The 16,200-nt window shown below is 39.2% G+C and carries 17 protein-coding genes and 1 tRNA gene; 8 read left to right on the forward strand and 10 right to left on the reverse strand.

Features of this window, described 5'->3' with window-relative positions; translation table 11 throughout:
* The first annotated feature begins 310 nt into the window (after positions 1-310).
* From gap to IB67_RS03750, 7 genes are all read left to right on the forward strand, one after another.
* A complete protein-coding gene (gene gap, locus IB67_RS03720) occupies positions 311-1,309 on the forward strand; it encodes a type I glyceraldehyde-3-phosphate dehydrogenase (RefSeq protein ID WP_498875482.1) in 999 nt (332 codons plus the stop codon).
* Positions 1,310-1,403: 94 nt separating this feature from the next.
* Complete coding sequence (locus tag IB67_RS03725; protein WP_072760247.1) at positions 1,404-2,603, forward strand: phosphoglycerate kinase; 1,200 nt, start codon at positions 1,404-1,406, stop codon at positions 2,601-2,603.
* Between the two features lie 14 nt (positions 2,604-2,617).
* Positions 2,618-3,370, forward strand: coding sequence for a triose-phosphate isomerase (tpiA, locus tag IB67_RS03730; RefSeq protein ID WP_281246568.1), 753 nt, complete (start codon positions 2,618-2,620; stop codon positions 3,368-3,370).
* 149 nt (positions 3,371-3,519) lie between these two features.
* Positions 3,520-3,610: transfer RNA gene (locus IB67_RS03735), tRNA-Ser, on the forward strand.
* Positions 3,611-3,711: 101 nt separating this feature from the next.
* Complete coding sequence (gene rimP, locus IB67_RS03740; protein ID WP_072760243.1) at positions 3,712-4,167, forward strand: ribosome maturation factor RimP; 456 nt, start codon at positions 3,712-3,714, stop codon at positions 4,165-4,167.
* A gap of 29 nt (positions 4,168-4,196) precedes the next feature.
* Positions 4,197-5,231 (forward strand): transcription termination factor NusA, encoded by a 1,035-nt coding sequence (nusA, locus tag IB67_RS03745; protein WP_072760241.1) that lies wholly within the window; start codon positions 4,197-4,199, stop codon positions 5,229-5,231.
* A 15-nt stretch (positions 5,232-5,246) separates the two neighbouring features.
* The gene (locus IB67_RS03750; RefSeq protein ID WP_072760239.1) at positions 5,247-5,696 is read left to right on the forward strand and encodes a Fur family transcriptional regulator; all 450 of its coding nucleotides are present in this window, start codon (positions 5,247-5,249) and stop codon (positions 5,694-5,696) included.
* 13 nt (positions 5,697-5,709) lie between these two features.
* Here IB67_RS03750 and IB67_RS03755 read toward each other — a convergent pair whose 3' ends face one another.
* From IB67_RS03755 to IB67_RS03800, 10 genes are all read right to left on the reverse strand, one after another.
* On the reverse strand, positions 5,710-6,909 hold the full coding sequence (locus tag IB67_RS03755; RefSeq protein ID WP_498875483.1) for a ComEC/Rec2 family competence protein: 1,200 nt from the start codon (positions 6,907-6,909) through the stop codon (positions 5,710-5,712).
* A gap of 105 nt (positions 6,910-7,014) precedes the next feature.
* Entirely contained in the window at positions 7,015-8,226 is a 1,212-nt protein-coding gene (locus IB67_RS03760) for a 2,3-bisphosphoglycerate-independent phosphoglycerate mutase (RefSeq protein ID WP_072760237.1), read from the reverse strand.
* Positions 8,227-8,316: 90 nt separating this feature from the next.
* Positions 8,317-9,513, reverse strand: a complete 1,197-nt coding sequence (locus IB67_RS03765) for an aminopeptidase (protein ID WP_072760235.1) — start codon at positions 9,511-9,513, stop codon at positions 8,317-8,319.
* 28 nt (positions 9,514-9,541) lie between these two features.
* The gene (locus IB67_RS03770; protein WP_072760233.1) at positions 9,542-10,033 is read right to left on the reverse strand and encodes a hypothetical protein; all 492 of its coding nucleotides are present in this window, start codon (positions 10,031-10,033) and stop codon (positions 9,542-9,544) included.
* Positions 10,030-10,950 (reverse strand): SPFH domain-containing protein, encoded by a 921-nt coding sequence (locus tag IB67_RS03775; RefSeq protein WP_072760231.1) that lies wholly within the window; start codon positions 10,948-10,950, stop codon positions 10,030-10,032. The genes IB67_RS03770 and IB67_RS03775 overlap by 4 nt, the downstream gene beginning before the upstream one ends.
* A gap of 34 nt (positions 10,951-10,984) precedes the next feature.
* A complete protein-coding gene (locus IB67_RS03780) occupies positions 10,985-11,446 on the reverse strand; it encodes an NfeD family protein (RefSeq protein ID WP_072760229.1) in 462 nt (153 codons plus the stop codon).
* A 48-nt stretch (positions 11,447-11,494) separates the two neighbouring features.
* Positions 11,495-12,304: an HD-GYP domain-containing protein gene (locus IB67_RS03785; protein ID WP_072760227.1), complete on the reverse strand. Its 810-nt coding sequence runs from the start codon at positions 12,302-12,304 to the stop codon at positions 11,495-11,497.
* Between the two features lie 44 nt (positions 12,305-12,348).
* Entirely contained in the window at positions 12,349-14,274 is a 1,926-nt protein-coding gene (gene thrS, locus IB67_RS03790; RefSeq protein ID WP_072760225.1) for a threonine--tRNA ligase, read from the reverse strand.
* Positions 14,274-14,675 carry a hypothetical protein gene (locus IB67_RS03795; RefSeq protein WP_072760223.1) on the reverse strand — a complete coding sequence of 134 codons (402 nt, stop codon included), beginning with the start codon at positions 14,673-14,675 and terminating at the stop codon, positions 14,274-14,276. The genes thrS and IB67_RS03795 overlap by 1 nt, the downstream gene beginning before the upstream one ends.
* Positions 14,676-14,688: 13 nt before the next feature.
* Positions 14,689-15,231: an HD domain-containing protein gene (locus IB67_RS03800; RefSeq protein WP_424696819.1), complete on the reverse strand. Its 543-nt coding sequence runs from the start codon at positions 15,229-15,231 to the stop codon at positions 14,689-14,691.
* An 88-nt stretch (positions 15,232-15,319) separates the two neighbouring features.
* Between IB67_RS03800 and IB67_RS03805 the strand changes: the two genes are divergently transcribed.
* The gene (locus IB67_RS03805; protein WP_498875484.1) at positions 15,320-16,177 is read left to right on the forward strand and encodes a PHP domain-containing protein; all 858 of its coding nucleotides are present in this window, start codon (positions 15,320-15,322) and stop codon (positions 16,175-16,177) included.
* The last annotated feature ends 23 nt before the right edge of the window (positions 16,178-16,200 follow it).

Raw genomic sequence — 16,200 nt, forward strand, 5'->3', positions numbered from 1 at the left:
ATATTTTTTATCTTTTTTGCTTATTGGTTTGTTGTAAAATATATTATACAATCAAATAAATTTACTTGCAACTCGAAATGATTAAGTATTGCTTGTTAATCTTTTTTGTGGTAAAATATAATTAGTTATGACTAAATAAACTGTAAAAATTCTTTCTATCTGTTATATGCTTGAGTATGCAAAAAATATTTCAAAATCTTAACCTGATTTTTGTAGCAAATGTAATAATTATATTGTACAATTTTTCACGAGGTGGGAAGAAAAATAAATTGGGAAGTCTCTACAATACTTGATTTAAGGAGGGAGTAAGATGAAGATAGCTATTAACGGTTTCGGAAGGATAGGAAGACTTGTTTTGAGGGAACTCATTCGCCGCGGTAGTAACGTTGAGGTTGTTGCCATTAACGATTTGGACAAACCAGAGACATTAGCTCATCTCTTTAAATATGACTCAGTTCATAGAATTTTCCCGGGAGAAGTAAAGGCAACAGAAAATTCCATTATCATTGATGGAAAGGAAATCAAAGTATTTGCAGAAAAGGATCCAGCGAACCTTCCATGGAAAGACCTTGGTGTCGATGTTGTTATTGAATCAACAGGTAAGTTCACAGAAAGAGATGGAGCGATGAAGCACATTCAAGCAGGAGCGAAGAAAGTTATAATCACAGCTCCAGCAAAAGGTGAGGACATAACAGTAGTATTCGGTTGTAACGAAGATAAACTCGCACCAGAGCACCAGATTATTTCATGTGCATCTTGTACAACAAATTCAATAGCATCAATTGTTAAAGTACTCAACGATGAGTTCGGAATAGTCACAGGATACCTCGTAACAGTCCACAGCTACACAAATGACCAGAGAGTTCTTGACTTACCACACAAGGATTTGAGAAGAGCAAGAGCTGCAGCGATGAATATTATTCCAACAACAACAGGCGCAGCTAAGGCAGTTGCTCTCGTCGTTCCAGAAGTAAAGGGTAAACTCGACGGAATGGCTCTTAGAGTTCCAACTCCAGATGGTTCTATGTCAGTTTTGAGCGTACAGGTGGAAAAAGCAACAACAGCGGAAGAAGTAAACGCAAAAGTTAAAGCTGCTACAGAGGGCAAACTCAAAGGCATCATTAAGTACAACGACGAAGAGATCGTCAGCTCTGACATAATTGGAACAACATACGCAGGTATCTACGATGCAACACTCACAAAAGTTATGAATGGAACATTCGTAACAGTCTACAGCTGGTACGATAACGAATACGGTTACACCTGCAGAGTTGTTGATACAATCGAGAAAGTTGCAACGATGCTTTAATTTTGAAACCAAATAAGGGGGGGACTTGTCCCCCTTTTTTCTACTGTTTCTATAATTCTTCATGTTTGATAAGAAATTTATGGAGGTGAATAAGATGGAAAAGTTAACGATAAGAGATGTTGAGCTCAAGGGTAAAAGGGTAATAATGAGGGTCGACTTTAATGTTCCGACAAAAGAAGGTAAAGTTACGGACGATACAAGGATAGTCGAGGCTCTTCCAACAATAAAATACGCTCTCGATAACGGTGCAAAGGTAATTCTTCTCTCACACCTCGGCAGGCCAAAGGGGGGTCCAGATCCTAAATATACGCTGAAACCAGTTGCAGATAGACTTGCAGAGCTTTTTGGCAAGGAGGTAAAATTCGTACCTGCACTTTACGGAGAAGAGGTCGAGAAAGCTGTCGCCGAGCTAAAAGAAGGCGAAGTCTTGATGCTTGAAAACACAAGGTTCGATGCAGGCGAGGAAAAGAACGATCTTGAACTTGCAAAAAAATGGGCAAGTTTAGCGGATCTCCACGTTAACGATGCATTCGGTACAGCTCACAGAGCCCATTCAAGTAACGTCGGTATTGCGCAGTACATTCCATCAGTTGCTGGTTTCTTGATGGAAAAGGAAATTAAATTCCTTGCCAAAGCAACACTCAACCCAGATAAACCTTATGTAGTCGTTCTTGGCGGTGCGAAGGTTTCCGACAAGATAGGGGTTATCACAAACCTTCTCAGCAAGGCAGATAGAATAATCATCGGTGGCGCTATGATGTTCACATTCTGGAGAGCACTCGGCAAACAGACAGGAAATTCTCTCGTTGAAGAGGATAAAATTGAACTTGCAAAACAGATGCTTGAGCAGGCAAAAGAGAAAGGTGTTGAGCTTGTTATACCAACCGATGCTGTATGTGCACAGAAGATGGAGGCTGGGGTTGAGAAGAAAGTCTTCACATGCGAAGAAGGCATTCCAGAAGGTTGGAGCGGTTTTGATGTAGGACCAGCGAGCATTGAGCTTATAAAATCAAAACTTGCCGATGCAAAGACTGTTGTGTGGAATGGACCACTTGGTGTGTTTGAAATCGAAGATTTTGCAGCTGGAACGAAGGCTGTTGCCGAATTCATTGCTTCATTGACTGAAAAAGGTGTAACAACAGTTGTTGGCGGTGGAGACAGCGCAGCAGCAGTCTCTCAATTTGGTCTTGAGAAGAAGTTCAGTCATGTATCAACAGGTGGCGGTGCTTCTCTTGAATTCTTAGAAGGTAAAGAACTGCCTGGTATCACATCAATCGCAGATAAAAAAAAATAATTAACAGGAGATTTATTCTTGCTGGAAATTGGAAAATGAATAAAACACCCAGTGAGGCGCAATTCTTTGCAAATACGCTAATGAATGCGCTTGCTGGGTTTAATTCTTTTGACATATACGTAGCCCCTGTATTTGTTGCACTTGATAGGGTTCGGGAAGTAGTAAGTTCAAGCAATATAAAACTTGCTGCTCAAAACATGTATTTTGAAGATATTGGAGCTTTCACCGGTGAAGTATCACCAAAAATGCTTAAAGAACTCGGCGTAGAGGCAGTTATAATTGGACACAGCGAGAGAAGAAAGATATTCGGAGAAACCGATGAGCTTATCAACAAGAAGGTTAAGAAAGCGTTGAAAGAGGGACTAACTCCAATTTTCTGTATAGGTGAAACATTGGAAGAAAGGGAAAAAGGATTGACGTTCTGCGTCTTGGAAAAGCAAGTTCGTGAAGGTCTTTACGGAATTTCAGCAGATGAGGTTACAAGAGTTGTAATAGCGTACGAACCAGTATGGGCAATTGGAACAGGAGTTGTTGCGACACCTCAACAAGCACAAGAAGCTCATGAATTTGTGAGAAAATTGCTCGGTCAAATATATGGCGAAGAAGTTGCTCAGTCAGTTACAATACTCTACGGCGGTAGTGTTACGCCTGAAAATTTCTTCGGATTGTTTGTAAAGAAGGACATCGATGGTGCTCTTGTTGGAGGAGCAAGCCTAAAAGAAAGCTTTGTTGAATTAGCTAAGATTATGTCAAAAGTAATCTGCTAAGAGCGAAGACCTGAAGAATGACAAAGGTATGTCCCTCATGGGACATACCTTTTTTCTAAAATTGTCAGAATCTGTTTTTTGTAACGCTGAATCTTGAATTTTTGAAACTATGTGGTATAATAATAATGCTCATTTCACGAACTGACAAAGGAGAGGTGGCCGAGGGGTCTAAGGCACACGCCTGGAGAGCGTGCGGTGGCCACAAACCACCCGTGGGTTCAAATCCCACCCTCTCCGCCAGATTTTCGAAGCCGAGAAAGTGTATTTGTAAAACCGGGACAACTGTCCCGGTTTTTCGATTATCCTTTTCGAAAAAAAATTATGAGGTGGAGGCGGTTGCAATGCTAAGTGCGAAGGAAATAGAAAAGAGAGTTGCGGAGTTGGTTAAGCCAGTTGTTGAAAAACATGGCCTTGTACTCTTTGATGTGAAGTACAAATTGCAGTCTGGAAGATGGATACTGACTATTGTGATTGACAAACTCGAAGATTACGTTAGCACTAAGGACTGTGAAAATGTATCGTACGAAGTTGAAAGAATCTTAGATTCAGAAGACTTGATCCCAGGAAGATATTATCTCGAAGTTTCTTCACCAGGACTCGATAGACCTCTACGAAGCATAGACGACTTTAAGAGATTTGTTGGAAGTTATGCAAAAGTTAAGACCACAAAAACGGTTAGAGGTTACATTAGAAACGTTGATACCGAAAATGAAAAGATTGTAATCGAAGTTGATGGAAAAGAAATTACGTTTGATTACAAAGATATCAAATCTGCTAATTTAGAGATAGAAGAATAACAATGGATTGATAGGAGGTAGATTGAGCGATGAACAGCCCGATGTTGTTAGAGGCATTGAGAGAACTTGAAAGAGAAAAAGGAATTTCTGTAGAAGAATCGATTAGCATACTCGAGAAAGCTATCATGAGCGCTTACAAGAACAAGACAGGAGAAAGAAACGTCGAAATAGTTATTAACAGACTTTCAGGAGAGATAGAAGCTTATCAGCTCCTTGAAGTTGTCGACAAGGTTGAGAACGACACGCTCCAGATCTCCTTGGATGAGGCACTGAAAATCAAACCGGACGCAGTGATCGGAGACATTGTGAAGAAGAAAATGAACGTTAAAAAACTCGGCAGGTTTGCGATACAAGTTGCAAAACAGGTCCTTGTTCAGAAAATTAGAGAGATTGAAAAAGAAAAGCAGTACGAACGGTATTCAGAGCTTGTTGGACGAGTTGTTGTTGCTGAAGTGTTGAAAGTTACACCCGAATGGCTCGATATTCGTATAGGTAAACTCGAGACGCACTTACCGAAAAAGGAATGGATACCCGGCGAAGTCTTTGAGCAATCGGATTTCATAAAGGTGTATGTAAGAGAAGTAAAGAAAGATAAAAAAGGACCAAAGATAATAGTTTCACGAACGGATCCAGAGTTTGTGACTGGATTACTTAAACTTGAAGTGCCTGAACTGGAGAATGGCACGGTCGAAATAGTAAAAGTTGTGAGAGAACCAGGAGTGAGAACGAAAATCGCTGTCATTTCGAAGGATCCAAAGATAGACCCAGTTGGTGCTTGTATTGGTAACGAAGGTTCTCGAATTGCATCCGTCTTAAAAGAACTCAAGATAGAAAAGATAGATATAATCAAATGGTCGGAAGATCCAAAAGAATTAATTGCAAACGCTTTGCTGCCTGCTTCCGTCATTGAAGTTGAAATTCTCGACTACGAGGCAAAGGCTTCGCGAGTGCTTGTCTCGCCAAATCAGTTGTCTCTGGCTATTGGCAAAGCAGGACAGAATGCAAGACTTGCAGCAAAACTTACAGGCTGGAAAATAGATATTAAGCCTGTTATGAACGCATAACGAAGGGGCGAGAATATGCACGTAGATAGCTTAAAAAAAGAGCTTAAAGATCGGAAATGCCGAATGACTCCTCAACGTGAACAAGTGTTGAAAGTCTTTATCGAAACAAATAGTGAGCATCTTGGAGCTGAAGAGGTTTACAGATACCTTATAAGCAGAAAATTGAATGTCAGTAAGGCAACGGTATATAGAACTATAGATTTACTCGTCGAACTCGGCTTTTTGAGAAGACTTCAATTTGATGAAGGCGTTTTCAGATATGAATTGGTTGATAAGGAAGAGAAACATTCACATTTTATCTGTACTTCATGCGGAAAGATCTACGAGTTGAAGGGTGAGCTTTCTCCTGAAAATGTTATGAGAGAATATTTGCAACTAATGAGTAGTAAAGGGTACATTATCGAAGAGGTCGATTTAAAGTTCAGAGGTCTTTGTCCGAAATGTACAAAGAAGAAGAAAAAATAAAAGAATTTTTTCTTTATATATTACGCGGTACCATATTTAGGTTGGTACCGCGTTTATTTTCTATAACTATCGCTATGAATATTACGTATGTCAATGCAAATGCTATTGTTATTGAAGGGTGTCGCGGTATAGTAGGGAATTTTGATAGCGTTTGAGCAACGAGTTTCACAAACCAAGCAAATGGTGAGAGTGCATACAGCACAAATGACGAGAGGTAGTACATTTTACTGGAGAAAAGTAAATAGCTAATTGTTAATCCAAACATTATTATCTGCACTGGAATGGAGACAATTATAGTGCCTACTATCGAAAATGGATTAACTGGATTAATTAGCGAAACGTAAGGAGCACTACCAAGAAAACCTCCGACATTTGTCAAAATTTTATTGTCGCATACCAGCACACCAATTGTGGCAAAAAACGTCATGTAAAAGGACAGTGAGTAAACGATTTCCGGATTTGCAATGATCATCGCTGTTCCAATAATAGATACAGTATTTATCGGATTTATCTTATAGTCAGCTAATTGAAAGATTGAAGATAGCACTAACATAAGAAGTGCTCTAAAGGCAGGAAGGTTCATACCAGAACCGATGACAAAAATTGTTGGAAATAGCAGTGATAAAATTATTCTGAGAAATTTCCTGTGTGTTACAAGTTTCACTATTGAAAGAGCGAATAGATATAGCAAAGATACATGCATGCCAGAAACACAAAATATATGATACAAACCGCTTTGTATAAAATCTTCGTCTCTCGCCGCTGAACCGAAGAGGCTTTCGTAAAATGGATTGATCTTACTTACATACCTTCGAAAGGCTTCGAAGTGATTGTAAATTCTGTGTTTGAAGGAATTGTAGTTCGTTGCTGTTGCTAAGTAAGTTGGCTTGGCATAATAGAAAGGATAACTGTTTCTGCGTCGCAACTCGCCTTTGAAATAGACTATGGTACCTAACTTTTCCTCGTTGTACAATAAAACATCAAAGCCTAACTTTTTCCAGTTCACTCCATCAAAGTATGATAGTTTCAGAATTGAAGAATTGTTTTGAACGCTCTTAACTACACCAACGAATTCCGTTTTAACAGTCACATTTCCGACGAATCCGAGATTTACAATGAAGAATATAAGAAACGCCAAGCCAATTCTTGGCTTTTTGAAAAACAAGAGTGGAATTGCCAAAAAGAAAAGTGGGAACTTATAATAAGCTCCCACTAACGCACCTAAAATTGCACACCCGAAGTAGTAAAATGATGTGTAAATTTGTATCCCCCCAAGATACTCCCCCACATTTCACTCTAAATTATTTAGGATTTCTTATTACGCACCGAATTTCTCAAATTTTCCTGAATATGCCATTATTAAGTTCATAACGTCTGTTGCATGAATTGTACCAATTGTCCCCCTTGCACATTCAAATTCGTTGAATGCTTTGGAAAGGCCTTTTCTTGTGTATTTTGCGCAGAACATAATTGGTACTGGATGGAATGAATGTCCTTTCATGGCACATGGTGTTGAATGGTCGCCTGTTACAACTAACACATCGGGATTAAGTGCAAGTATTTCTGGGATTATTTTATCAACGTTTTCTATAACATGCACCTTGTCGTCAAATTTTCCATCCTCGCCGTATGAATCCGTCTTTTTAATATGTACGAAGAAGAAGTCGTAGTCATTCCATTCTGTTTTCAAAGTCTCGATTTCATCTTCTATTGTCTGTCCGGTTGGAATAATCGTCATTCCGACTAATTTTGCTAACCCTTTGTACATTGGGTAGACTGCGATAGCTCCCGCTTTCAATTTGTAAACTTCCGGGAATTGTGGAAGTTGTGGGTATTTTGAAAATCCCCTTACAAGTGCGAAGTTCAGCTTTGGTTGGTCTTTTAGAACTTCTTTGATTCTCTCCAAAAGTTTGTTAACTATCCTTGCTGTCTTTTCTGCTTCTGGTGAAAGCGCAGAGGTGAATTTTATCGGCTTCCCCTCTTTTTGTGGATCGGCGTCTTCAATTTTGTCTGAAAGGCCTTCCCCTGTTAGTTTGAGGACAAATCTGTGTTCTTTGCCAGGGTAGAACTGAACTTTTACGTCTTCTATTTCCTTGATGTTTGCGTTAAGAATTTCCACTACCTTAGCGCTTTCTTCAGTTGCTGGCCTTCCAGCTCTTCTGTCAACTACGATGTCACCTTGTATTGTTGCAAAATTTCCTCTTGCAACAACATCGAGTTCTCCAACATCGATATCTTCGCCAAGAGCTTCGAGAATTCCACGGCCTATCTGGTATCTAATTGGGTCGTATCCAAAAAGGCTAAGATGCCCTGGTCCACTACCTGGTGTTATTCCTTGAAGAACTGGGATTGTCTGACCAAGGTCACTCATCTGTGCAACTTTATCAAGGTTTGGAGTATTTGCTTTCATAAGTGGTGTCAAGCCTTCTTCATTTGGAAGATCACCGATACCATCCATAACCAAAAGAACAATCTTGCTGCTGTTTGGCGTTATTAATTCATGAACGAACTGTTGTTTGTCAAAGCTCATAACTTTTACCTCCTTTTAGAAAAATTAAACTATAAGTGATTTAATTCACAAAATATTATAACACAGCTTTTGATATTCGTGTAGAGAAGTTTAAATTTGCCAAAGGCCGTTTTTCATTAATTGATATTCCTTACCGCCTTTAATCCCGTAGACATTCATTTTGTCATTGCCAACCATGAAGTCTACATGTGTAATGCTCATGTTTATACCAGCGTTCTCTGGATCTCCACCAAAGCTCTCAACACAAGTTGGGTATGCTCGTCCCAATGCAAAATGCGAAGCCGCATTTTCATCGTACAGTGTGTTGTAGAAAACTTTTCCAAGTTTATATATTGGTGATGTCACATCGACAAGTGCAACCTCACCAAGATATGATGCTCCTTCATCAGTAGCTATAAGTTGCTGTAAGACCTCTTTTCCTTTCTTTGCATCAAAGTTTATAACCTTTCCATCTTTGAATTCGAGCCAGAACTCATCTATAATATTTCCTTGGTATACCAACGGCATGCTACTTGAGACTTTTCCATTAACCCCATATTTATACGGGGCTGTAAACACTTCTTCAGTTGGGATGTTTGGTAAGAAAGGTACACCATTAACATCGTGTTCTACACCGCTTAGCCAAAGATGAGCGCGTGGCAATTCAACAACTAATTCTGTACCAGGTCCTTCGTATCTCAATGCCTCAAATTTCATCTCATTAAGGTAGTCCTTTCTATTTTTAAGATTTTCCAGATGCTTGAGTAACGCATCATATCCATTTTCATCTATTCTTGCCATATATAGGATATCGTTCCAAAGTTGTGTAATGTCTTCTGTGCCGTAAACTTTTCGTGCCCATTCAGGATTTGGTACGCCAGCGACGCACCACCTGTTTTTATTCATCATCGTTCGTTCCATAATCTCTTTGAAAGCTATTTGTCTTGCTTTCGTGGCTGCACCTATTCTCTGGGCTGGTACGTCGGCAAGCAGATCCGCATACGAACCAACCAATGAGACGGTAGCAGCACCGTCTTCGAGAAAGCTTTTTGCCATTTCTATCTCCCAGTTGTATATGTTAGTAATTACCTCTTCGGGTGCTTTTAGTAATTTTTGCCTGGAGATGTAAGTATCGTTCCATACGACAAGTACTTCTTTTGCACCTAAATCGTAAGCCTGTTCGACGAAAATCCTTACGAAGTCTTTGTGATCCACAGAAGCGTTCACGATTAACTTTTGTTGATTTTGCAAGTTTACCCCAATCTTAAGTATAGCCTGAGAATAGTTCACAAAAAGCTTTTTTTTCATCACTAAAACTCCTTTCGTTAGTTTAAACTCAATCAGTCTGAACGAGTGAAAATACCAGTCCAACTATGAGTCCGAAAAAACCTATGTCAGAAGCGCAAATGGTCAGTGAAGTTAAAAAACTTATTATACAAAGCACGTAGAATTTCAAAATATTAGCGAAAAATCTTCCCAGATTCTTTTCTAATATAAATCTTGAATACTCTGAGTGATCTGCGCCAAGTGAGAGTACAAGTAATCTGAATCTCTTGTCCATTGAGTACACAGCAACAAGCAATTTATAGACCAGGAAGACGGAAGACATAATAATAAAGAATAGATAAGCAAGATATAGATTATCGACGTAATACCAAACAAGCGTCATGATGCTTAGCATCATCACGTCGTTAAAAAGAAACAGCGGCTGGTATCTAACACGAGCTCTTTTAGATATTATATTGTAAGAAACTAAGAGCCCAACTATACTTCCAACAAGTGTACTGATGCCACTACCGAACAATATGTTTAGAAAAGGCGTTATCATTGTTGCTTTTTGTCCTCCACTTTTCTATCTTTAAACAATTCTGCCATAGCACCCACAGATGATAAAACGGATGAGGCTTCAAGAGGTAAGAATATCTTCGTTGCTTGTCCATTAGCAACTTCTTTAAGAGTTTCAAGGTACTTTATAGCTATTAGGTCGTTTGTTGGATTACCGTCGTGGATCGCTTTGAAAACGTTCACAATAGCTAATGCTTGACCTTCTGCCTCTGCTATCAGCTTGTATTTATTAGCCTCTGCGACTCTCTTTATTGCTTCCGCTTCACCTTCAGCCTTTAATATCGCAGCCTGCTTTTCACCTTCAGCTTTCAATATTTCAGACTGTCGAATACCTTCTGCCTCAAGGATTGCTGCCCTTTTTGTTCTTTCAGCCTTCATCTGTTTACTCATTGCTTCCATTATATCTTTTGGTGGATCTATCTTCTTGATCTCGACTCTCGTAATCCTAATTCCCCATTTATCAGTCGCTTCGTCTAATACTGTTCTTAACTTTGCATTAATACTCTCTCTCGACGTAAGGGTCTGGTCAAGCTCCAGTTCACCTATGACATTTCTCAAGTTTGTTTGCGCAAGTTTTATAGTTGCAAATTCAAAGTTGTTGACATTGTACACTGATTTGAATGCATCTGTTACTTCGTAATAGATAACAGCATCGACCACTACAACCACGTTATCTTTTGTAATGACCTCTTGAGGTGGTACATCGATAACATGTTCGCGCATATCAACCTTTATCATGCGATCAAAGAATGGGATTATGAAGTGTAAACCTGAACGCACTTCTTTTTTAAACTTTCCAAGCCTTTCTATCAATCCGCGTTCGTACGGTCTTACAATTCTGATACCAGTAGCAGCAATTATTAACAACAAAAACGCTATAGCAAGAAGAACTATGTACATCACGACCCCTCCTTTTCAAATAATTTCAGTGCCATTAATCAGATTCCTTAGATTCCGCCGAACTTGATGGTCGCACAACTACATGTGCTCCTTCCACTTTTTCTATAATTACCTTTGCACCTTCGTTGATTATTATATGATCCTCAATCGAAACAGCTCTCCACATATCGCCGTTGACCTTTACAACGCCTTTTCCTTTGATGTTATCGATACGCTCAATTACTATTGCCTCTTTACCAATTATTTCATCTACATTAATGCTTCTAACTTCTTCACCTGTTAATTTCTTTGCCAATTTTCTTGTCAACAAAACCAATACTCCAGACACCACTATGAAAGTGAGAAGTTCGATAAGTGTGTTTTCGTAAAAATACGCAACAACAGCAGCAGCAAGACTACCGATTCCAAACCAAAAGATGAAAAATGTGGGTGTGAATATCTCTATTACCATTAGCACGACCCCAAATACGATCCAAAAAGCAACAGGTGATAACATTTCAATCCCCCCTCTACTTGAATGTTGCCAGTGCTAAGAAACGTTGATTCATACTTCGATTTTGTGCACCGTCTGCATGAATTCTACAAATTTGTTAACCAAATCCGGATCAAAGAATGTTCCAGCCATTCTCTTAATTTCGTTTATCGCCTGTTTCGGTGTCTTTATCTCACTGTCCCAGTCTGCAGAGACGAAATTTGTCACTTCATCATAGTAGTCGAGAATAGCTATGATTCTCGCAAAGTACGGTATGTCTGTTCCTTTCAGTTTGTCCGGAAAACCTGTACCGTCCCATTTTTCATGATGGTTCCTAACTGTTGGTATGTATCTCCAGAGGCTTTCATGTATTGATAGGTATATAGTTCCCATTGTTGGATGGTCTTCGTAGTGCGTTTCGAACGTTCTTAACCTTGTTGGAGAGTAAAGCATCAGCTGTTCAATTGCTATCTTTCCAACATCATGGAGCAAGGCGTGGTTTTTTAAATCCTCTACTTCTTCCGGTTTCATGTTAAGGTACATTGCAAAGCCTTCCGCTATCTTTGCAACCCTTTGGGAATGTGAAAAACCATATCTGTCTTCAACTTCTGTTAAAACTATAAGGTTGACAAACATTGAGCGTAATATCTTCTCTATATCACGTTCTGCAGGGGACAGCAACCCTGCCTTTTTTGCATAGAATGACAATATGTCTCCGTAACTTGATTCATCATCCTTAAACTGCGCGATTAGTACACCATTTGTCTTGATGACTATATATCCATTCTGTTCGAATATGCACGTACCTTTTTCTGTGTCATGACAGATTGGATCCATTCCAAATGCAGATCTGAACTCTTTCAAAAGCTTCTCTGGTAACAAATTACCACCTCACTTTTTGCGTTCGGATTGTTGAACATTAAGGGTTAAAAACTCAGTGTTGAGCTTTTCACAAATATCTCATGCTTCACTCTTTCAACAAAATCTTTCAACTCTATGTCGTGGAGATCTTTTCCTTCCCTTGTTCTGAGCGATATTTTCCCCGTCTCCTTTTCTTTCTCACCAACTATTATCATGTATGGTACTTTCTTCAACTGATTTTCACGTATCCTGTAACCAAGTGTTTCGTTTCTATCATCCAATTCAACTCTGATACCGTTTTTATCTAATTCTTGATATAAATTACGTGCATACTCCACGTACTTTTCGGAAACAGGTAATACAACTACTTGAACCGGAGCAAGCCACGTTGGGAACGCGCCCGCGAAGTGTTCTATGAGTATACCGAAAAATCTTTCGATTGAACCATACAGCGCTCTGTGGATCATGACAGGTCTTTTTTCCATACCGTCAGCGTCTTTATACGTGATATTGAATCTTTCTGGCATTTGGAAGTCGAGCTGTATCGTTGCACACTGCCATTCCCTTCCGATGACATCGCGTACGTGAAAATCGATCTTCGGTCCGTAGAATGCTCCTTCACCTTCAGCAACCACAAATGGTACACCCGTTTCTTCAAGGGCATTTCTTAGAGCTACGGTTGCTTTTTCCCAAGTTGCTTCGTCGCCCATATGATCTTCAGGCATAGTGCTGAGTGTTGCCCTGTATGTGAAGCCGAACACGCTGTATAATTCGTTTATGAATCTCACAACATTCGTTACTTCTTCGACAATTTGATCTTCACGACAGAATATGTGAGCGTCATCTTGCGTAAACGTTCTGACTCTCAGTAAACCATGCAAAACGCCACCGCGTTCGTATCTGTGGACTCTACCGAATTCAAACAATCTGATCGGAAGATCTTTGTAAGAGATTGGTCTATTCTTATAGATAAGAATGTGCCCCGGACAGTTCATAGGCTTTACAGCGTAAGTTACTTCCTCTTTTTCGGTGAAATACATGTTGTTTTTATAGTGATCCCAGTGTCCGCTCTGCCTCCACAGTTTCTCGTGCATTATAAGTGGTGTGCCAACTTCTTTGTAACCGTACTTTTTATGGAGCTTTCTCGATAACTCCATCAACTCTTTCAGAATTGTCATTCCATATGGAAGGAATATCGGCATTCCGGCTGCAACATCTGTATTTATGAAGAAAAGTTCTAGTTGAGGGCCGAGTTTCCTGTGGTCCCTTTTCTTAGCCTCTTCAAGCATTTTTAAATAACTTTCGAGTTCATCTTTCTTTGAAAATGCTGTTCCGTATATTCTTTGAAGCATTGGATTCTTTTCGTTGCCTCTCCAGTAAGCACCAGAAACAGATAATAATTTGAAATGCTTAACCTTACCTGTGCTCGGTAGATGAGGACCACGACACAAATCAACGAATTCTCCTTGTCTGTAAAAACTTACCTTCTCATCCGGTATCTCCTCTATAAGCTCTACTTTGTATGGTTGGTTCTTTTTCTTCATCAGCTCTATCGCTTCGTCCTTTGGCAACTCAAAACGCTCAATTTTTAAGTCCTCTTTTATTATCTTCTTCATTTCTTCTTCGATTTTTTCCAAGTCTTCTTCAGCGATCTTTGCATTAGCAATATCGAAATCGTAGTAAAAACCATTTTCGATTGTTGGACCGATGCCAAGCTTGACATTCTCTTCGCCATAGATGCGCATTACTGCCTGAGCCATAATGTGAGACATCGTGTGTCTATAAATCTCTACCGCTTCTGGGTCGTCTAATTTAACAATCTTTAATTCACAGTCGTAATCAATAGGTCTTTCTAAGTCCCAAAGTTGTCCATTTACCAACGCACCGGCAGAATTTCTCCACAGACCTTCTGAAATGTCCTTAGCAATTTGTCCTGGCGTCACACTTCCTTCGTATCTTCTTACACTTCCATCCGGTAACTTTATTTCCATTATCTTGCACCTCCGAGCTCTAATTTTCTATATGCATAAACGAATAAAATTACATTAACAATATAACCATAAACATATGAAAACGGATAGAGATAATAGTAAGGTAGCAAAAATATCACAGCTTGTAACAATGATGCGCTCCAAGGATAATAAAAATTATCTCTGTACAATTCTATCATAATTATAAAAAACGTAATAGCAACCCATATTAAACTTAAATTCATCGCTGCAAAACTTTGATATGAAACAGAGAATATCAACAGCCTTGCAATTTTCAAAGTTGGCTTTTCCTCCACAACTGACTCAAACAAGAAATACAAGGGAGTTATACTAAAATAATCTCTAAAAACGTTATCAACAAAAACAGCTGAAAAAGAGATAATCCAAGGTACAAAATTCATGTTACACCTCTTTTTACAGACCTATCTTATCTGATATTTCTTTCATCGCTTCGAGTGCTAATGTGTAAAATTCCTCTAAGCTAAGCCCTATGTTTTCGCAAGATTTCATCTGCTCTCTGTTTGCACCTTTTGCAAATCCCTTCTCTTTAAACCTATTAAGTAAGAAAGGAACATCTACAACCTCGAGCTTTTTTTCAGGTCTTATTAAAGCCGCGGCTACTATGAATCCACTTGTTGGATCCACCGCATAAAGTGCCTTTTCCATAGTTGTCTCGGGCGTTTTCTTCTCGCAGTGAGCTAGTATAGCGTTTTTTATTTCATCGCAAACCTTCCCATTAAGAATCTCTACACTTTTGAGCCCATGCTCTTCTGGTTTGTCTTTTGTATAGTCGTAATCAAGATCGTGGAGTAAGCCCGCAAGTCCCCATACCTCTTCGTCTTCACCAAAGTGCTTTGCCAATTTTCTCATGATAGCTTCGCACGCAAGACAATGATTTATAAGATTTTTGTTTGAAACGTGCGTTCTCAAGAGTATTAAAGCTTCTTCTCTGTTCAATTTGCATCCCTCCATGTGCGTTCTCGCTATCAGTTACTTATATTAAGTATATCACAAAATATGGTATAATTAACACGAAAAATCGGAGGTGATTCAATTGGTTTTGGATCTTCACACTCATACAACAGCTTCTGATGGTACACTCAAGCCGAAAGAACTGATACAAAAAGCACAAACGATAGGTTTAGAAGTGTTGGCAATAACTGATCATGATACAATTTCTGGCTTTGACGAACTCGATTCTGTAGTAGAAGAAACGGACATAACCGTTATAAAAGGCGTTGAAATAAGTGCTGATTATCCTACGGACAGTTTGCACATACTCGGGTACAATATTAAGGATTCACTTAGAGTAGCACACGTGCTAAACGAACTTATTGAATATAGAAACAAAAGAAATGAGATTATCTTGGAAAAAATGAATCAGTTCGGGTTTAAAGCAACTATGGAAGAAATAAAGAAAATAGCGAAAGGTAAAGCTATAGGAAGACCGCATTTTGCAAGGTTGATGGTTGAAAAAGGGTACGTGCAGACTATTGACGAGGCTTTTAGAAACTATTTGAAAGATGGCGGACCTCTTTTTGTTGAAAAGAAACGTTTAAAACCACAAGAAGCTATAGAATTAATCAAGGAAGCAGGTGGTATTGCAATATTGGCACACCCCTACCAAGTTCTGAAGGATGGACTACCTTATCCTATAGCTGACGGCGTAGAAAACCTCGAAAGCTTCATTCGTTACCTCATATCAAAAGGCTTAGACGGCATAGAGGCGTACTATTCGACTCATTTGCCGAAGCAGACGGAGGAACTTCTCAGCATAGCGAAGAAATACGATTTGTTAATAACTGCAGGTAGTGATTTTCACGGAGATAACAGACCTAACGTGAAGCTTGGAATGAATGTACCGTTCAAGACTGTTGGAAAATTTTTATCTAAGCTCTTTTGATTTTCCGAAATCCATAATAAGGG

The organism is Fervidobacterium riparium (genome assembly GCF_025370035.1).
Classification (GTDB): domain Bacteria; phylum Thermotogota; class Thermotogae; order Thermotogales; family Fervidobacteriaceae; genus Fervidobacterium; species Fervidobacterium gondwanense.